The 17,551-nt window shown below is 73.1% G+C and carries 17 protein-coding genes; 12 read left to right on the top strand and 5 right to left on the bottom strand.

All coding sequences use genetic code 11. From position 1 onward, the window contains the following. Positions 1 to 4: 4 nt before the first annotated feature. The gene (locus B0I33_RS26080) at positions 5 to 1,675 is read right to left on the bottom strand and encodes a DEAD/DEAH box helicase (RefSeq protein WP_106181535.1); all 1,671 of its coding nucleotides are present in this window, start codon (positions 1,673 to 1,675) and stop codon (positions 5 to 7) included. Positions 1,676 to 2,004: 329 nt separating this feature from the next. Here B0I33_RS26080 and B0I33_RS26075 point away from each other — a divergent pair, with 329 nt between their 5' ends. Both B0I33_RS26075 and B0I33_RS26070 read left to right on the top strand, forming a co-directional pair. Then, the gene (locus tag B0I33_RS26075) at positions 2,005 to 2,670 is read left to right on the top strand and encodes a ferritin-like fold-containing protein (protein ID WP_106181534.1); all 666 of its coding nucleotides are present in this window, start codon (positions 2,005 to 2,007) and stop codon (positions 2,668 to 2,670) included. 44 nt (positions 2,671 to 2,714) lie between these two features. Further along, complete coding sequence (locus B0I33_RS26070) at positions 2,715 to 2,945, top strand: DUF3107 domain-containing protein (protein ID WP_106181533.1); 231 nt, start codon at positions 2,715 to 2,717, stop codon at positions 2,943 to 2,945. A 73-nt stretch (positions 2,946 to 3,018) separates the two neighbouring features. Here B0I33_RS26070 and B0I33_RS26065 read toward each other — a convergent pair whose 3' ends face one another. Beyond that, a complete protein-coding gene (locus B0I33_RS26065; RefSeq protein ID WP_106181532.1) occupies positions 3,019 to 3,345 on the bottom strand; it encodes a DUF4873 domain-containing protein in 327 nt (108 codons plus the stop codon). Beyond that, positions 3,342 to 4,112, bottom strand: a complete 771-nt coding sequence (locus tag B0I33_RS26060; RefSeq protein ID WP_106181531.1) for a TetR/AcrR family transcriptional regulator — start codon at positions 4,110 to 4,112, stop codon at positions 3,342 to 3,344. The genes B0I33_RS26065 and B0I33_RS26060 overlap by 4 nt, the downstream gene beginning before the upstream one ends. A gap of 57 nt (positions 4,113 to 4,169) precedes the next feature. On the opposite strand from B0I33_RS26060, the gene B0I33_RS26055 reads away from it, so the two are divergent. Then, on the top strand, positions 4,170 to 5,075 hold the full coding sequence (locus B0I33_RS26055) for an AurF N-oxygenase family protein (RefSeq protein ID WP_106181530.1): 906 nt from the start codon (positions 4,170 to 4,172) through the stop codon (positions 5,073 to 5,075). Next, on the top strand, positions 5,072 to 5,974 hold the full coding sequence (locus B0I33_RS26050; RefSeq protein ID WP_245901083.1) for an alpha/beta fold hydrolase: 903 nt from the start codon (positions 5,072 to 5,074) through the stop codon (positions 5,972 to 5,974). The genes B0I33_RS26055 and B0I33_RS26050 overlap by 4 nt, the downstream gene beginning before the upstream one ends. 44 nt (positions 5,975 to 6,018) lie before the next feature. On the opposite strand, the gene B0I33_RS26045 is transcribed toward B0I33_RS26050, so the two are convergent. Then, positions 6,019 to 6,693, bottom strand: coding sequence for a TetR/AcrR family transcriptional regulator (locus B0I33_RS26045; protein ID WP_245901082.1), 675 nt, complete (start codon positions 6,691 to 6,693; stop codon positions 6,019 to 6,021). A 111-nt stretch (positions 6,694 to 6,804) separates the two neighbouring features. On the opposite strand from B0I33_RS26045, the gene B0I33_RS26040 reads away from it, so the two are divergent. From B0I33_RS26040 to moeZ, 3 genes are all read left to right on the top strand, one after another. Beyond that, positions 6,805 to 7,818 (top strand): alpha/beta fold hydrolase, encoded by a 1,014-nt coding sequence (locus B0I33_RS26040; RefSeq protein ID WP_106181528.1) that lies wholly within the window; start codon positions 6,805 to 6,807, stop codon positions 7,816 to 7,818. Positions 7,819 to 7,898: 80 nt separating this feature from the next. Further along, the gene (locus B0I33_RS26035; protein WP_106181527.1) at positions 7,899 to 9,014 is read left to right on the top strand and encodes a DUF3152 domain-containing protein; all 1,116 of its coding nucleotides are present in this window, start codon (positions 7,899 to 7,901) and stop codon (positions 9,012 to 9,014) included. A gap of 109 nt (positions 9,015 to 9,123) precedes the next feature. Continuing rightward, positions 9,124 to 10,302, top strand: coding sequence for an adenylyltransferase/sulfurtransferase MoeZ (gene moeZ / locus B0I33_RS26030; RefSeq protein ID WP_106181719.1), 1,179 nt, complete (start codon positions 9,124 to 9,126; stop codon positions 10,300 to 10,302). An 86-nt stretch (positions 10,303 to 10,388) separates the two neighbouring features. Here moeZ and B0I33_RS26025 read toward each other — a convergent pair whose 3' ends face one another. Then, positions 10,389 to 10,934 (bottom strand): hypothetical protein, encoded by a 546-nt coding sequence (locus B0I33_RS26025; RefSeq protein ID WP_106181526.1) that lies wholly within the window; start codon positions 10,932 to 10,934, stop codon positions 10,389 to 10,391. A 121-nt stretch (positions 10,935 to 11,055) separates the two neighbouring features. Between B0I33_RS26025 and B0I33_RS26020 the strand changes: the two genes are divergently transcribed. The 5 genes from B0I33_RS26020 (at position 11,056) to B0I33_RS26000 (ending at position 17,506) form a co-directional block, all read left to right on the top strand. Continuing rightward, positions 11,056 to 11,853, top strand: coding sequence for a TIGR02569 family protein (locus tag B0I33_RS26020; protein ID WP_245901079.1), 798 nt, complete (start codon positions 11,056 to 11,058; stop codon positions 11,851 to 11,853). Then, positions 11,850 to 12,323 carry an SRPBCC family protein gene (locus tag B0I33_RS26015; RefSeq protein ID WP_106181524.1) on the top strand — a complete coding sequence of 158 codons (474 nt, stop codon included), beginning with the start codon at positions 11,850 to 11,852 and terminating at the stop codon, positions 12,321 to 12,323. The genes B0I33_RS26020 and B0I33_RS26015 overlap by 4 nt, the downstream gene beginning before the upstream one ends. 168 nt (positions 12,324 to 12,491) lie before the next feature. After that, a complete protein-coding gene (locus B0I33_RS26010) occupies positions 12,492 to 14,603 on the top strand; it encodes a molybdopterin oxidoreductase family protein (RefSeq protein WP_281259458.1) in 2,112 nt (703 codons plus the stop codon). Further along, positions 14,600 to 16,042, top strand: coding sequence for an FAD-dependent oxidoreductase (locus B0I33_RS26005; protein WP_106181523.1), 1,443 nt, complete (start codon positions 14,600 to 14,602; stop codon positions 16,040 to 16,042). Before B0I33_RS26010 ends, B0I33_RS26005 begins: the two co-directional genes overlap by 4 nt. 78 nt (positions 16,043 to 16,120) lie before the next feature. Next, positions 16,121 to 17,506, top strand: a complete 1,386-nt coding sequence (locus B0I33_RS26000) for an MFS transporter (protein WP_106181522.1) — start codon at positions 16,121 to 16,123, stop codon at positions 17,504 to 17,506. Positions 17,507 to 17,551: the final 45 nt, after the last annotated feature.

Raw genomic sequence — 17,551 nt, 5'->3', positions numbered from 1 at the left:
GGGGTCAGTCTGCCGAAGCGGGCGTTTCGACGGTGTTGGCCGTACCGCCGCGCCGGCTGCGCCTGCGGCGGCGCGCGGGCCGCTCACCGCCCTCGCCGGAGCCGGACTCGGTCTTGTCGTTGGTGGCCGACGCCTCGCCGGTCGGCTTGCTGCCGCCGCCCCTGCTCCGGCGGCGCCGGGGACGGCCGCCACCCTCACCGCTGTCGCCCTCGGTGTCACGCTTGCCCTGGTCGGCGGCCCTGGCCGCGTCGACGGCGGCCGAGGCGTCGCTGCCACCGCGCGTGCGCTTGCGGGGCCTGCGCTTGCGCGTACCGGAGCTGGAGCCCGAGCCGGAGCGTTCCCTCCGGCCCTTGCCGCCCAGGTTCTCCTCCGGCTCGGCCGCGAGCCCGGCCCTGGTGCGCTTGGCCAGCGGAAGCCTGCCCGTTGCGTCGGCGGGGATGCCCAGGTCGGTGCGGAGGTGCTCCGACGTGGAGTAGGTCTCCACCGGCTCCGGCATGTCCAGCCCGAGCGCGTCGGAGATCAGCTTCCAGCGCGGCTCCTCGTCCCAGTCGACGAGGGTGACCGCGACGCCGGTCTTGCCCGCGCGGCCGGTGCGGCCGATGCGGTGCACGTAGGTCTTCTCGTCCTCGGGCGTCTGGTAGTTGATCACGTGCGTCACGTCGGTGACGTCGATGCCGCGGGCCGCGACGTCGGTGGCGACCAGCACGTCGACCTTGCCGGAGCGGAACGCGCGCAGCGCCTGCTCGCGGGCGCCCTGCCCGAGGTCACCGTGCACAGCGGCCGCGGCGAACCCGCGCTCGGCGAGGTCGTCGGCCACCTTCTGGGCGGTGCGCTTGGTGCGGGTGAAGATCATCGTCAGCCCGCGGCCCTCGGCCTGCAGCACCCGCGCGACCAGCTCCGGCTTGTCCAGCGAGTGCGCGCGGTAGACGAACTGCCTGGTGCGCTCGTGCACCGCGCCCGCGTCGTTCTCCTCGGCGCGGATGTGCGTCGGCTTGTGCAGGAAGGTGCGGGCCAGCGTGATGATCGGGCCGGGCATGGTGGCCGAGAACAGCATCGTCTGCCGCTGTTCGGGCACCATCCGCAGGATGCGCTCGATGTCCGGGAGGAAGCCGAGGTCGAGCATCTCGTCGGCCTCGTCCAGCACCAGCATGCGGACCTTGCCCAGCACCAGGTGCCGCTGCTCGGCGAGGTCGAGCAGCCTGCCGGGCGTGCCGATCACGACGTCGACGCCCTTGCGCAGCGCCTCGATCTGCGGCTCGTAGGGGCGGCCGCCGTAGATGGCGAGGGTGCGGACGCCCAGGTGCTTGGCCGCGTCGGTGAGGTCGTGGGTGACCTGCAGGCACAGTTCCCTGGTCGGCACCACGACGAGCGCCTGCGGGGTGCCGTCGCCCGGCACGTCGATCCGCTGCAGCAGCGGCACGCCGAAGCCGAGGGTCTTGCCCATGCCCGTGCGGGCCTGGCCGATCACGTCGTCGCCGGCCAGCGCCAGCGGCAGGGTCAGCGACTGGATCGCGAAGGTGCGCTCGATGCCCGCCTCGGACAGCGCGCGGACGATCTCGGGGTGGACGCCGAACTCGGCGAACGTCGGGTTCTCCGGCTCGACGGGGGCGCCGGCCTGCAGCGGGTGGGAAGGATCGGTGGGCGGCACCCCGGTCTCGCTGTGCTCCAGCGTCACCGGATCGGTGCCGTGGTTGTCGTTCTGGTCGATGGGAAATCGCCTCTCTCATACCAGCGCGCACGGCCAGGTATTGCCCGACACTCGACCACGCGGAGTCCGTTTCCGCTTCGCGGACTCGGCGAAGCCGTCCCGGCGCGGGAATGCCGCTCGAGGCGCGCACGCACACTCGGTTCTGCCTGAAGGCCGGGGGCGGCGCGTGGCCGCAGCACGTCAACCGACCTTCTCTATCACTTGGCAGTGTAGCCGGACCACCTGGGCGCTCGGTGAGCATGGTCGCACCGGACGGCGTGTCGTAGGTCTCCCTCCGTGGCACTACGGTGGCTGTCGTGAGTGAGGCGAAGGCTCAGCCGACTGGGATCGGCTCCGGGGTGGTGGATCTCCTCGGCGTGCTCGCGTACGGCGAGCTGTCCGCGTTCGACCGGCTGGCCGAGGACGCGCGGACCGCGCCGACGCTGTCCGGGCGGGCGGCGCTGGCCGAGATGGCCGCCGCCGAGATCGGGCACTACGGCAGGCTGCGCGACCACCTCGCCGCCCACGGCGTTCCGGTGGAGGACGCGATGGCCCCCTTCGTGGCGCCGATCGACGCGTTCCACGCCTCCACGGCGCCGAAGTCCTGGCTGGAGTCGCTGGTCAAGGCCTACGTCGGCGACGGTCTCGCCGCCGACCTCTACCGCGAGATGGCGCAGTGGCTCGACGAGGAGACGTGCGGGCTGGTGCTGGCGGTGCTGGCCGACACCGGGCACTCGGCGTTCGCCGAGCGCGAGGTGGCCGCCGCCATCGAGGCCGACGGCAAGCAGCGGGACCGGCTCGCGCTGTGGGGCCGCAGGCTGCTGGGGGAGGCGCTGACCCAGGCGCAGTACGTGGTGGCCGAGCGGGACGGGCTGGCCGAGCTGATCGTCACCGGCTCGGGGGACCTCTCGGGCATCGCGGCGCTGTTCCGGCGGCTGCAGCAGGGCCACACCAAGCGGATGCAGGTGCTCGGACTCGGTTAGCCTGGGACCGGCAGGCAACGATCCAACGGAGGCGGAGGTCGCACGTGGAGGTCAAGATCGGCATCAAGGACACCCCGAGGGAGCTCGTGGTGTCCAGTGGCCAGTCGGCCGACGAGGTCGAGAAGCTGGTCTCCGAGGCGCTGGGTGCCGACGACGGCCTGTTCCGCCTCACCGACGACAAGGGCCGCAAGTACCTCGTGCCCGCGGACCGGATCGCCTACGTCGAGATCGCGCCGTCCGACGTGCGCAAGGTTGGCTTCGCCGTCGGCTCCTGAGCCCGGCCGACTTGAGTGAGGGCCACCTTCACTGCGTTGGACGCAGTGAAGGTGGCCTTCACTGCCCGGGCGGCTAGACCTCCTCGAGGGAGGTGGGGACCGTGAACGGCGGGGTGCTGGTGCCCAGCAGCCGGTAGCGGTCCCACGGGTCCGGATCCGACAGCTCGCCGCTCGCGGAGCCCTCCGGGGTGCGGATCTCGATCTTCCGCTTCTTCCCGGCCGCGAGCTCGGACACGCGCTCGTCGGCCCGCACCCGGCCGTACCAGTGGTAGTAGCCGTCGATCGGCTGGAAGTGCCCGCGCAGCTCCACCTCGACGGGCACCTCGGCGCCCTCCAGCAGCAGCGTCGCGGGGCCGGTGTAGCCGTCCTCGTGATCGGCGTGGTCGGCGTGCTCACTCATGCCGGGTCTCCCGTCCTCTCGGTCTTCCGGTCGGCCAGCTTGACGACCTTGTTCTCGTCCAGCGGCTGATCGGGGTCGATCACGATGCCGCGCTGGCGGCACAGCCCGTCGATGGCGGCCCAGATGATCTGCGTCAGGTACTCGACCACGCTGTCGCGGCTCATCGTCCGCTTCTCCAGCCACCACTCGCCGGTGTTCTGGACCATGCCGACGATCCCGTACGCCCACGGCTCCGCGGCGCCCGAGTCCATGTCGAACATGCGCATGTAGTCGCCGAGCAGCGCGGTCAGCGCGGTCGCGATGACCTCCTTGTCCTCCGCCACCACGTCGGCGTCCACCGGCTTGTCCTGGAACGTGCCGCGCGCGAGCAGCCGGTACAGGTTCGGGTGCTCCTCGATCACGGTGAAGAACGCGTCGAGCGCCATGCGGATGCGCGGCACGGGCGCCAGTTCGGCGTTGATGGCCGGGATCAGGCGCTGGAACAGGATCTCGGTGCCGCGCTGGCCGAGCGCAAGGTAGAGGTCCGCCTTGTCCTCGAAGTGCCGGTAGAGCACCGGCTTGGTCACGCCCGCCGCCGCGGCGACGTGCTCCATGCCCAGGTCGGGACCGTGCTCGTCGAGCGCCCGCAGCGCGGCCTCCACGAACTCGGCGCGCCGCGCGATGCGGTGCTTGCGCCAGCGGTCCCGGCGGGCGTCGCCCGCGCTGCCCGCCTCCTGCTTGCCGGGGTGCTTGCTGTCGCGCTTGACACGGTCGGACATGCCGTTCATGCTACCAGAAGTAACTGTTACCCGAAGTTACATACGTGGGGAAGGTGGGTGTCGACGATGACGCGGACCCTCGGCGAAGCCGGCCGCGAGAAGACCGCGGAGCGGCTGCTCAAGTCCTCGGCGAACAAGTTCTACGACCCCGAGGTCGACATCGACTGGAACGCGCCGCTGGCCGAGGGCAAGCGCTACATCCCGGAACACCGCTCCACGCTCTACGGCACCGACCTGTGGGAGCGGCTGACTCCCGAGCAGCGTGTCGAGCTGGGCAAGCACGAGCTCGCCAGCGTGGCCACCAACGGCATCTGGTTCGAGATCCTGCTCATGCAGATGCTGCTCAAGGAGCTCTACGACGCCGACCCGACGACCAGCCACGCGCAGTACGCGCTGACCGAGATCGCCGACGAGTGCCGGCACTCGACGATGTTCGCCCGCATGGCCGAGCGCATCGGCTGCCCGCCGTACGGCCCGGTCGCCTTCCGCAGGCGGCTCGGCAAGATCCTGCCGACCATCGGCTACGGGCCCGCGCTCTACGGCTCGATCCTCGTCGCGGAGGAGGTCCTCGACCGGCTGCAGCGCGAGCAGATGAACGACCCGCAGATCCAGCCGCTGGTGCGGATGGTCAACCGCATCCACGTCCTCGAGGAGGCGCGGCACGTCACGTTCGCGCGCGAGGAGGTCACCCGCGGCATGGCCCGGCTGTCCAAGGCCGAGCTGGGCTACCAGCGGCTGCTCATCGCGATCGTCTCCCACGAGATCACCCGCAGCCTGGTGAACCCGGCCGTGTACAAGGCCGTCGGCATCCGGCCACGGGACGGCTACCGGGCCGCGATGAACAACCCGCACTGGCAGGAGACCGTCCGCTACTCCGGCGAGCGGATCATGGAGTTCCTCGGCGAAGCCGGGCTCGTCGGCGCGCCCGGCATGTACTGGTGGCGCCGCTCCTTCCTGGTGCGGGACCGGTGAGCGCCCCCGCCGCCACACGCCAGCCGCCGTTCGTGACCACGGACGGCACGCCCCTGCACGTGACCGTGACCGGGCCCGGTGCCGCCGCGACCACGCTCGTGCTGGTGCACGGGTGGACGCAGGACCACCGGACGTGGGACCGGGTGCTGCCGCGGTTGCCGCGCTCGCTGCGGGTGCTGCGGTACGACCTGCGCGGGCACGGCGCCTCCGCACCCGCGCGGCCCGGCACCGCCACCATCGACCAGCTCGCCGACGACCTCGCCGAGTTGCTCGCCGACCGGGTGCCCGAGGGCAGGATCGTCCTGGCCGGGCACTCGATGGGCGGGATGACGATCATGGCGCTGGCCGACCGGCACCCCCGGCTCGTCGGCAGCCGGGTCGACGGCGTCGCCTTCGTCGCGACGTCGTGCGGCCAGCTGGACCGGATCACGCTCGGCCTGCCCGGGGTGGCCGGCAGCGGGGCGGCCCGCGTCGAGCGGCGGCTGGCGAACCTGCTGGTCTCCTACCGCAGGGACGCGCTGCCGCTCCGCCCCGCTGCCGCCAGGGCGGGCGCGCGCCTGCTCGTGTTCGGCAGGCGCCCGGACCGCGCGGCCGTCGCCTCGGTCGCCGACCAGCTGCTGCGGGCCCACCCCGCCAGCGTCGGGGGGTTCCAGCAGGCCATCTCGCTGCACGACCGCCGCGTCGCGCTCGCGGCGTTGCGCACCACGTCCGCGGTGGTACTGGCGGGCGACCGCGACCGGCTCTGCCCGCCGCGGCACGCCGAGGCGATCGCGGCCGAGCTCCCCGGAGCCCGCTTCGTCCGCTACCCGGGCGCGGGTCACATGCTCCCGCAGGAACGGGCCGCCGACGTGGCGAGCCAGCTCGCGACGCTGCTGCGCACGGCCGCGCGGACCGGCTGAGCCAGGCAGGCGGCACTCGCCGGGCGGGTCGTGCGGGGCGCCGCTCAGGACTGCGGTGGCTGCTGCTGCAGCGGGAAGCCGCCGCCGATGCCCCGCCACGCGAGCGTGGACGTCAGCGCCACGGCCTCCTCGCGGCTCATCGAGCTGTGGTGGGCGAGCCAGAACCGCGCGGAGACCTGGCTCATGCCGACCAGCCCCACGGCCAGCAGGCGCGCCTTGTCCTCGTCCAGCCCCGCGTCGGCCGTGATGGTCTCCGTGATGGCGTCCACGCTCGCCGACGTGGCGCGGTCCACGGCCTCCTGCACCGCGGGCTCGCCGCGCAGGTCCGACTCGAACACCATGCGGAACGCGCCCGCGTCGCCGTTGACGAAGTCGAAGAAGGCGCCGACCGCGTTCTGCACGCGCTGCTTGTTGTCGGTCGTGGAGTTCAGGGCCTCCTCCACCCGGCTGACGAGGTGGTCGACGTGGCTCTCCAGCAGCGCGATGTAGAGGTCCAGCTTGCCGGGGAAGTGCTGGTAGAGGACGGGCTTGCTGACCCCGGCCTGCTCGGCGATGTCGTCCATGGCGGCGGCGTGGTAGCCGTTCGCCGCGAACACCCGCTGGGCGGCGGTCAGCAGCTGGGCGCGGCGCTCGTTGCGCGGCAGCCGTACCCCCCGGCCGAACTGCGTCCCGGTGCCCTCACCGCCGTTGTCGCGCTCCAGCCGCGCCGTCTCCGTCATCCCGCCTCCACTTCACGCGTTCGCCGTGCGAGCGGGTTCGCCGCTCGCGAGGCACCCCTGAACATTACTCGCCGGTATGCACACGGCCCAAGGGCGAGGCATCCTGGACAGGTGTCCGAGACCCTGTCCCGCCGGGAGACGCCTTCGGTGGAAGGCCCCAACCGGCGCGCCCCGCTGACGCACGTGCCGTTCACCCATCGCTCCCTGCCGCCGCTGGACCAGACGCGGGCACCGTGGACCGGTGCGGTGGAAACGGTAGGCGATGTGACTCTGCACGTTCGCCGAACACCGGGTGCGGACGAGGAGACGGTGGTGTACGTGCACGGTCTCGGCGGCTCGTCCACCAACTGGACCGACCTCGCGGCCCAGCTGTCACCGTTCGCCGGTGGCGTCGCCGTGGACCTGCCGGGCTTCGGCTTCTCCGAGCCCGAGCCGGACTTCGACTTCAGCCTCGCCGCGCACGCCCGCGTTCTGGGCGAGTTCGTCGCGGGCCTGGGCGAGGGGCCGGTGCACGTGATCGGCAACTCGATGGGCGGGGCGGTGGCGCTGCTGCACGCCGCCCAGCGGCCCGAGCTGGTCCGGACGCTCACGCTGATCTCCCCGGCGATGCCCGACCGGCGGCTGGATCCGCGGCGGCTGTCCGACCCGCGCATGGCGCTGGCCTACCTGCCGTTGCTCGGCAAGCCGGTGCGCCGCAAGCTCGCCGCGCTGCCACCGGAGGAGCGGGCCGAGCAGGTGATCCGGCTCTGCTACGCCGATCCGGACGCGTTCCCCGGCCACCGGCTGGCCGAGCTCGCCGAGGAGCACGGTGCGCGGGCCGCGCTGAGCTGGTCGAACAGGGCGATGGCGCAGAGCACGCTGGAGATCTTCCGCACCTGGTTCTGCATCGGCCAGCGGTCGCTGTGGTCCGTGGCGCCCACCGTGGAGGTGCCCACCCTGGTGGTCTGGGGCAGCCAGGACAAGGTGATCTCGGTACGGCGCGCCCCGCGGACGGCGTCGCGGCTGCCGCGCGCCCGGCTGCTGGTGCTGCCCAGGACCGGGCATGTGGCGCAGATGGAGCGCCCGGTGACCGTCGCGAAGGCTGTTCTGGGTATGTGGGAGGCCGTCGAGGCCGGCACCTGGTAGCCCGTTCGTGTGATCCCGATTCCGCCGGTGACCAGCCGGTCGCGCGGGGTGTGACCGTCCGCATATGGCACCCTGGGGCCGTGGAACGGGTGACGTACGGAGCGCGAGGGGAAGGGACGCGGCCCGCGTCCTCGTCTTCGCGGTCGTCCTACTCCCGGGAGCACTACGGGCGGTCCCGGCCGGGTCCGGGCAGGGCACGGCCCGCGGAGGACCGGTACGAACCGGGGGGACGGCGCACGACCGCCGAGCCGCTGCGGGCGTCCTGGCAGCCCGCCGCCGAGGAACGGGGTGCCGGGGCGGAGCCGCCCTCGCGGGTGCGGCGGATCACGCGCACCTACGGCTGGCGGGCCTACGCGGTGCCGGTGCTCGTCGTGCTCACGGCGCTGGTGGTGTTCGACACCGCCCGCTCCGGCGAGCAGCCCGCGCAGGGCAGCCCTTCCCCGGGGCCGAACAGCCCCGTGGCCAGCGCGAGCCAGGACCCGCTGGTCAGCGAGAACCCGGCCGAGCCAGCGGACCTGGACATCCCGACGGCGAAGCTGCCCGAAGGCGGCGGCTACACGAAGGCGGGCCGCGGCACGTGGCACGTCGTCCCCGGACACGGCGAGAAGGTCGGGGACGGGCAGCGGCTCTACACCTACACCGTCGAGGTCGAGGACGGTATCGACCCGGCGAGCTACGCGGGGGACGACAGCTTCGCGAAGGCCGTCGAGGGCGTGCTGTCCGATCCGCGGAGCTGGACGAGCACCGGCGACATCGCGCTGCAGCGGGTGGACGCCAGCGACCCGCCTCCCGACTTCCGGGTGAGCCTCACCACGCCCGACACCACCCGCAGACCCGACATCTGCGGCAACTCGATTCCCTACGACGCGTCCTGCTACCGCAGCGACGTGCAGGGGGAGAGCCGCGTCGTGATCAACCTGGCGCGCTGGGTGCGCGGCGCGCTCGCGTTCGGCGGTGACCTGGTCGGGTACCGGCAGTACGCCATCAACCACGAGGTGGGGCACGCCCTCGGCCTCGGTCACAAGCCGTGCGCGAAGGACGGCGCGCTGGCGCCGGTGATGATGCAGCAGACGTTCGGCGTGGCCAACGACTACGTCGCGAAGCTGAACGACACCCCGGGCGGCGACCAGGGCTCGGTGCCCGCCGACGGCAAGGTCTGCAAGCCCAGCTCGTGGCCCAACCCGCAGGCCAAGTAGGGCACCGCGGTTCCCTGGCCACCCGTCCAGTATGTGGACGCGGGAAGATGAGGCGGCCCGCACCGGTTATAGATGGGTGGACCGCGATTCGCGCGAGATGGAGGACCCGATGTCAGGCACGCTGCCGCCGCTCGTCGAGCCGGCCGCCGAGCTCACGAAGGACGAGGTCGCCCGGTACAGCAGGCACCTCATCATCCCGGATGTCGGGATGGACGGGCAGAAGCGGCTGAAGAACGCGAAGGTTCTGGTCATCGGTGCGGGCGGCCTGGGCAGCCCGGCGCTGCTCTACCTGGCCGCCGCCGGGGTCGGCACGCTCGGCATCGTCGACTTCGACGTCGTCGACGAGTCCAACCTGCAGCGCCAGGTCATCCACGGCCAGTCCGACATCGACAAGCCGAAGGCCGTCTCGGCCAAGGAGTCGGTGGCGGAGGTCAACCCGTTCGTCGAGGTCCGGCTCCATCAGGAGCAGCTGACCAGCGACAACGCGCTGGACATCTTCCGCGACTACGACCTGATCCTGGACGGTACCGACAACTTCGCCACCCGGTACCTGGTCAACGACGCCGCCGTGCTGCTCGGCAAGCCGTACGTGTGGGGCTCGATCTTCCGGTTCGAGGGCCAGGTCAGCGTGTTCTGGGAGGACGCGCCGAACGGCAGGGGCCTCAACTACCGCGACCTCTACCCCGAGCCGCCGCCCCCCGGCATGGTGCCGTCGTGCGCCGAGGGCGGGGTGCTCGGCGTGCTCTGCGCGTCGATCGGCTCGATCATGGTGAACGAGGCGATCAAGCTGATCACCGGTATCGGCGAGCCGCTGCTCGGCCGCCTGATCAGCTACGACGCACTGGAGATGCGCTACCGCGAGGTGAAGATCCGCAAGGACCCGGAAACGCCCAAGATCACCGAGCTGATCGACTACGAGGCGTTCTGCGGCGTGGTGAGCGACGAGGCGCAGCAGGCCGCGACCGGCCACACGATCACCCCGGCCGAGCTGAAGGCGAAGTTCGACGCGGGGGAGGACTTCCAGCTCATCGACGTCCGTGAGCCGCACGAGTACGAGATCGTGAACATCAAGGGCGCGAAGCTCATCCCCAAGGACCGCATCCTGTCCGGGGAGGCGCTGGCCGAGCTGCCGCAGGACAAGCCGATCGTGCTGCACTGCAAGTCCGGTGGCCGGTCCGCCGAGGCGCTGGCCGCACTGCACAAGGCGGGCTTCCGCGACGCGACCCACCTCGGTGGCGGCGTGCTCGCGTGGGCCAGGCAGATCGACCAGAGCCTGCCCACGTATTGACGGCTCCGTTGCCACCCCGCCAACGGCAGCATCCCGGCGGAGCAAGGGAGCTTTACTACCGTCAGACGAGAGTAAAGCTCCCTTGCTCACCCGGAGAGGGAGCGGAGGAGTTGCGCGAGTTCGTGCAGCACGGCGGAACCGGCCGGGGCGCCGGGGACCGGCTCCGGTAGCCAGACGGCCAGCGCCACTCCCGCCAGGGACACGGCCAGCGCGGGGCCCCGCACCGCCCACCGGCGGACCAGGACGGCCGCCACGAGCGGGAACGGCAGCGTCAGCAGCGGGATGGTCACGACCGCCACTCCGGGCACGTCGAGCGCGGTGAGCGTGGCCGCGACGAACAGCACGCCACCGGAGCAGAGCGCCGTGTACACCAGCGCCCAGCCGAGGCGCGTGCCGTGCCCGGCCGTCAGCCACGCCACCCCGGGCGTGGCCGAGGCGGCCGCGTAGGACAGCACGGCGAGCATGCCCAGCGGGGGCACGAGCAGCGCCGGGGCGCGCAGGAATCCCGCGAGGACGACGAGCCAGCCGGCCAGCAGCACCGTCAGCGCGCCCACCAGCCACAGCGCCGCGACGTGGGCGGCGACGTGCCAGGGGCCGTCGTGCCGCCGGGTCACCTCGGTCATCGGCGTCATGACCGGCAGCCTGCCAGGCCCCGCGCCCGGCGCCGTCCGTAGATCTACGCAGAATCCGCGTCTCCACCACGGCGGCGCGGCGGCGCCGCGGAACCGCCGGCGCGCGGTAGCTTCCTGGGCTGTGGCCCACCGCAGCGCACCACCTCCCGCGCACGTGTGCGCGGCGTTCGGCGTGGCCGCGGCCACGGCCGAGCCGCTGCCCGGGGGCCGCGCGTGGCGGTGCGGCGGGATCGTGCTCCAGCCGGTCACCGACCGCGCCCACGCCGTCTGGCTCGCCCGCACACTGGCCGCGCTCGACGTGCCCGACCTGCGCGTGGCCCGGCCCGTGCGGGCCACCGACGGCCGGTCGCTGATCGGCGGCTGGCGCGCGAACCACTACGTGTCGGGCACCCCCGAGCCCCGGCCCGACGACGTCGTCCTCACCGCCCTCAAGCTGCACCAGGCCACCGCGGGCCTGCCGCCGCCGGACCGAAGACCCGGTCCCGCCGACATCACCGCGGCCGCCGACCGCATCGCGTGGGACGAGCGCGACCACCAGCTCGACGAGACCAAGGGCGGCCGCTGGTTCGAGATCCTCGCCCCCGCCCGCAAGCCCGTCCGGCTGCCCGACCAGCTGGTGCACTGCGAGCTCTTCGGCAACGTCCTGTTCGACGGGGACGCCCCACCCGGCATCGTGGACTTCGTCCCGTGCCTCCGTCCCGCCGAGTACGGCGCGGCCGTGGCCGCCGTCGACGCCGTCGCCTGGGGCGACGCGGGCGCCGAGCTCCTGCGCCGCTGGTCCCACCTCCCCGAGTGGCCGCAGCTGCTGCTGCGGGCCGTGCTGTTCCGCCTCGCCTTCCACGCGCTGCACCCGCGGTCCACCGCCGCCGCCCTGGACGGCCTGCGCGCCGCCGCCAGCGAGGTCAGCGAGCTGCTGTGAGGCTGAGCACCGACCTCGCCGCCGCACCCGAGGACGTCTGGCGGCACGTCACGAGTTTCGCCGGTATCAACGACGAGCTGCGCCCGCTGCTGTCCATGACCGTGCCCCCGGCCCTGCGGGGCCGTGCCGCGCTCGACGCCGCCGCGCCCGCCGTGCCCGTGCGGCTCGGCCGCAGCGTGCTGCTCCTGTTCGGCGTCCTGCCGGTCGAGTGCGACGACATCGGCCTGGTGGAGTTCGAGCCACCGCACCGCTTCCTCGAACGGTCGCGCATGCTCACCGCCGACGTCTGGGAGCACGAGCGCACCGTGGCGCCGCTGCCCGCCGGGCACTGCCGCGTCACCGACCGGGTGCGCTTCCACGCCCGGTTCCCTCCGGCGGGGCTGGTCCTCGGCTGGACGGTGCCCCGGCTGTTCCGGCACCGGCACGCCCGGCTCGCCGCGCGCTTCGGCCGCTCACCGGCAGTGTCCTGATGTCATGAGTGTCCGGCGTGCGCGGGTCCCGGCGGATGCCGATCTCACCGGGGTGGCGGTTCGCGGAGCGAGCAATGTCTCCTGCGCGAAACATTCAGCCACGCGGGAGTAACACGGCCTCCCTAACGTCGGGCACCGCCGACGAGCAGGAGGTGCCCGTTGACGCCGGTGACCCTCGCCGCAGCAGCCACCCACCCGACCGACCCCGCGGCCGGGCAGGTCGACACCCACTGCCCGTACTGCGCCCTGCAGTGCGGCATGACGCTCCGCACCGGTGCGCGCACCGCGATCGCGCCGCGGGAGTTCCCCACCAACGCGGGCGGCCTGTGCCAGAAGGGCTGGACCGCCGCCGCACTGCTGGACTCGCCGGCCCGGCTCACCACCCCGCTCGTCCGGGTGGCCGGGGAGCTCCGCCCGGCGAGCTGGGACGACGCGCTCGACCTGGTCGCGGGCAGGCTCCGCGACCTCCAGGCCGCGCACGGCCCGGACGCCGTCGCGATCTTCGGCGGCGGCGGCCTCACCAACGAGAAGGCGTACCTGCTCGGCAAGTTCGCCCGGGTCGCGCTGGGCACGTCGCAGATCGACTACAACGGCCGGTTCTGCATGTCCGCCGCGGCGGCCGCCGGCGGCAGGGCGTTCGGCGCCGACCGCGGCCTGCCGTTCCCGCTCACCGACCTCGCCGGGGCCGACGCCGTGCTGCTCGCGGGCGCCAACCCGGCCGAGACCATGCCGCCCTTCGTCCAGCACCTGCGCGGTGCGGCCGCCAAGGGCGGGCTCGTCGTCGTGGACCCGCGCCGCACCCCCACGGCGGAGCAGGCCAGCCTGCACCTGGCTCCGGTTCCGGGCACCGACCTGGCGCTGGCACTGGGCATCCTGCACGCGGCCGTGGCCGACGGCCACCTCCGGCAGTCCTATCTGGACGAGCGCACCACCGGATTCGCGGCCGTGTGGCGGATCGCCGCCGCGTACTGGCCGGAGCGCGTCGAGCGCATCACCGGTGTCGCCGCCGCGGACCAGCGTCGCGCGGCGGACCTGCTCGCCCGCGCCCGCAACGCCTACGTGCTCACCGCCCGCGGCACCGAGCAGCACGCCACCGGCACCGACACGGTGAGTGCCTGGATCAACCTCGCGCTCGCGCTGGGCCTGCCGGGCACGCCGGGATCCGGGTTCGGCTGCCTCACCGGTCAGGGCAACGGCCAGGGCGGCCGTGAGCACGGGCAGAAGGCCGACCAGCTGCCCGGCTACCGCAGGATCGACGACCCCGCCGCCCGCGAGCACGTCGCCCGGGTCTGGGGCGTGCCCGCCGCGTCGCTGCCCGGTCCCGGCCGGTCCGCCTACGAGCTGCTGGACGCGCTCGGCACCGAGGGCGGCCCGCGCGCGCTGCTCGTGTTCGGCAGCAACGTCACCGTCTCCGCGCCGCGCTCCGCGCACGTCACCGAACGGCTGTCCGGGCTGGACCTTCTCGTCACCGCCGACCTCGTGCTGTCGGAGACCTCGGCCACGGCCGACGTGGTGCTGCCGGTCACCCAGTGGGCGGAGGAGGACGGCACCATGACCAACCTGGAGGGCCGGGTCCTGTTGCGGCGCAAGGCCGTCGATCCGCCCGAGGGCGTGCGCACCGACCTGGAGGTGCTGTCCGCGCTCGCCGGGCGGCTCGGTCAGCCGGAGGACCGGTTCCCCGCCGACCCGGAGACCGTGTTCACCGAGCTGCGGGCCGCCTCGGCGGGCGGGATCGCCGACTACTCCGGCGTGAGCTACGGGCGACTCCGCGCCGGGGAGGCCCTGTACTGGCCGGTGCCCGGCGACGACCACCCCGGCACACCCCGGATGTTCCTCGACGCCTTCGCCCATCCGGACGGCAGGGCCCGCTTCGTCCCGGTCACGCACACCGGCCCGGCCGAGGTGCCCGACGCGGAGTTCCCGCTGCGGGCCGTCACGGGCCGCGTGCTGCAGCACTACCAGTCCGGGGCGCAGACCCGCGCGATCGGCGAGCTGGCCGCCGTCGTCCCGGAGGCCTTCGTCGAGCTGCACCCGGACACCGCCGCCCGCGCCGGGCTCGCCGAGGGCGACCTCGCCCGCGTCGCGTCCCGGCGCGGCGTGATGCGGGCCAGGGTGCGCTGCGTCGGCTCGCTGCGGCCCGACGTCCTGTTCCTGCCGTTCCACTTCCCCGACCGGCAGCGCGCCAACCTGCTGACCAATCCCGCGCTCGACCCGGTCAGCCGGATGCCCGAGTTCAAGGTCTGCGCCGTGCGGGTGACCAAAGAGGACGGTGCGGCATGAGCCCGCGGAACGTGGTGGTGCTCGGTTACGGCATGGCGGGCGCCCGGCTGGCCGAGGAGATCCGGCACCGGGACCCCCTGGCCGAGCGCGTGGCGCTCACCGTGGTCGGCGCCGAGCCGCACCACGCCTACAACCGCGTGCTGCTGTCCTCCGTGGTCGGCGGCACCCTGCGGCCCGAGGCCGCCGCGCTGCACGACCGGGACTGGGCCGCCCGGCACCACGTGGACCTGCGGCTCGGTGTGGCGGCGACGGCGATCGACCGGGCCGTGCGCCAGGTCACGCTCTCCGACGGCGGCACGGTCGGCTACGACGCGCTCGTGCTCGCCACCGGCAGCACGCCCTGGCTGCCGCCGGTGGAGGGCCTGGTCACCGACTCCGGGCCCGCGGAGGGCGTGGTCGCGTTCCGCACCCTCGACGACTGCGCGCGGATCCTCGACGCCGCCCGGGTCGGCGCGCCGGTGGCGGTGCTCGGCGGCGGGCTGCTCGGGCTGGAGGCCGCCAGGGGTCTCGCCGGACGCGGCAACCTCGTCACGGTCGTGCACCCGATGGGGCACGTGATGGAGCGGCAGCTCGACGCGAGTGCGGGCCGGGCGCTCGCGCGCACGCTCGCCGGGATGGGCATCGACTTCCGGCTCGGCACGGCCGCCGCCCGGTACGTGCCCGGCGACGGGCTCAAGCTCGCCGACGGCGGCCACGTGCAGGCCGACCTGGTCGTCGTGTCGGCCGGGGTGCGGCCCGAGACGGCGCTGGCCGAGGACGCCGGCCTCGCGGTCGACCGCGGCGTGCTGGTGGACGACGCGCTGCGGACCACTGACGGGCGCATCCACGCGATCGGCGACTGCGCCCGGCACCCCGGAACGGTGTCCGGGCTGGTCCAGCCCGCGTGGGAGCAGGCAGGGATCCTGGCCGACCTGCTCACCGGCGCCGACACGGCGGCCCGGTACCGGGGCACCCCGGTGGTCACCCGGCTCAAGGCGCGGGGCGTCGATCTCACCGCGCTCGGCGACACCCAGACCGACGTGGCCGACGAGAGCGCCGAGGTGCTGGCGTTCGACGACCCGGCCCGGGGCCGGTACGCCAAGCTCGTCCTGCGCGACGACCGGGTGACCGGGGCGATCCTGCTCGGGGTCCCGGACGCGGCGGCCACCATCGCCCAGCTCTTCGACCACGGCGTGCCCGCGCCCGGCGACCGGCTCGCGCTCCTGCTGGGGCGGGCGCTGCCGTCGGGCGCGCCGGCCGCCGCCAGCCCCGCCGACCTGCCCGCGTCCGCCGTGGTGTGCCGCTGCAACTCGGTGACCAAGGGCGCACTCGTGGACGCCTGGCGTGGCGGCGCGTGCTCGGCCGCCGAGCTGGCCACCGCCACCAGGGCGAGCACCGGCTGCGGCAGCTGCTCCGGCGCCGTCCGCGGCATTGCCGACTGGCTCGCCAGCACCGCTTGAGTCCCCCGGCTCGTGAGTGAAAAACGTCGTTCTCACCACGTTTCTCACTCACGAGCCCTGACCAGCAAGGAGAGGCACGTGACCGTCACCGCCGAGAGGCAGCTGGAGGACTCCCCGCCGAAGCGGGGCCGCTGGATCGACCACTGGGAACCGGAGAACCCCGAGTTCTGGCAGCGCACGGGGAAGCGGGTGGCGTGGCGCAACCTCGCCTTCTCCATCCTCGCCGAGCATCTCGGCTTCAACGTCTGGATCCTGATGAGCATCGTGGTCACCTTCCTCGGTGACCTCGGGTTCGGCTTCAGCGTCGGGCAGACGTTCTGGCTGCTGATCCTGCCCAACCTGATCGGTGCCGCGCTGCGCGTGCCCTACACGTTCGCGATCCCGAAGTTCGGCGGCCGGGCGTGGACCACGATCAGCGCCTCCCTGCTGCTGATCCCGTGCGGCATGCTGCTCACCGCCGTCACCACCGGCGCGCCGTACTGGTTCTTCCTGCTGACCGCGGCGGCGATGGGCTTCGGCGGCGGCAACTTCTCCTCGTCGATGACCAACATCTCGTTCTTCTTCCCCGAGGGCAAGAAGGGCCTGGCGCTCGGCCTCAACGCCGCGGGCGGCAACATCGGGGTCGCGGTGACGCAGCTGTTCGTGCCGATCGTCATCAGCATCGGCACCGGGATCCATCTGGCCTACGCCGCGCTGATGTGGATGCCGGTGATCGTCGTCTCGGCGGCCTGCTCGTGGCTGTTCATGGACAGCCTCACCTCGGCCAAACCCGACGGGCAGTCCTACCGGATGGCGATGACCAGCAAGCACACCTGGGTGATGGCGTTCCTCTACATCGGAACGTTCGGCTCCTTCATCGGCTTCTCGTTCGCGTTCCCGTCGCTGATCAAGATCAGCTTCGTGGACTTCGAGGGGTTCGTGGCGCTGGCGTTCCTCGGGGCGCTCATCGGATCGGTGTCCCGCCCGCTCGGCGGGTTGCTGGCCGACCGGCTCGGCGGCGCGCGCATCACGCTGTGGAACTTCCTCGGCCTCGCCCTCGGCGTGGCCGGCGTGATCGTCAGCGTCGAGGCGAACAGCTTCGCCCTGTTCTTCGGGGCGTTCATCTTCCTGTTCGTGCTCACCGGGATCGGGAACGGCTCGACGTACCGGATGATCCCGATGATCTTCGCGGCGGAGACGCGCAGGCGCGTCGCGTCGACCGGTGAGGACGCCGGCGCCGCGCTCAAGGCGGCCAAGCGGCAGGCGGGTGCCGTGGTCGGCGTCGTCGGCGCGGTGGGCGCGTTCGGCGGCGTGCTGATCAACCTGGTGTTCAAGTTCTCGCTGGAGGGCGGCGGCACGCTGACGCCCGCGCTGGTGGCGATCCTCGGCTTCTTCCTCGTCTGCACCGCTACGACGTGGTGGTTCTACCTGCGGCGCAGCTTCGCGGTGCGGCGGGTGCCGAGCCTCGCCCACGCGCGGGTGTGAGGCGTTGGTAACGCGGCCGCAACACGGCGGAAGCGGCCGTGACAC

The sequence above is a fragment of the Prauserella shujinwangii genome (assembly GCF_003001955.1).
Taxonomy (GTDB): Bacteria; Actinomycetota; Actinomycetes; order Mycobacteriales; family Pseudonocardiaceae; genus Qaidamihabitans; species Qaidamihabitans shujinwangii.
This window is presented reverse-complemented; position numbering and strand designations above follow the sequence as displayed.

Coding starts and splice junctions, on each gene's coding strand:
- B0I33_RS26055 (WP_106181530.1), top strand. CDS start 4,170: ATGACGCGGACCCTCGGCGAAGCCGGCCGCGAGAAGACCGCGGAGCGG.
- B0I33_RS26045 (WP_245901082.1), bottom strand. CDS start 6,693: ATGACGGAGACGGCGCGGCTGGAGCGCGACAACGGCGGTGAGGGCACC.
- B0I33_RS26065 (WP_106181532.1), bottom strand. CDS start 3,345: ATGAGTGAGCACGCCGACCACGCCGATCACGAGGACGGCTACACCGGC.
- B0I33_RS26025 (WP_106181526.1), bottom strand. CDS start 10,934: ATGACGCCGATGACCGAGGTGACCCGGCGGCACGACGGCCCCTGGCAC.
- B0I33_RS26005 (WP_106181523.1), top strand. CDS start 14,600: ATGAGCCCGCGGAACGTGGTGGTGCTCGGTTACGGCATGGCGGGCGCC.
- B0I33_RS26060 (WP_106181531.1), bottom strand. CDS start 4,112: ATGAACGGCATGTCCGACCGTGTCAAGCGCGACAGCAAGCACCCCGGC.
- moeZ (WP_106181719.1), top strand. CDS start 9,124: ATGTCAGGCACGCTGCCGCCGCTCGTCGAGCCGGCCGCCGAGCTCACG.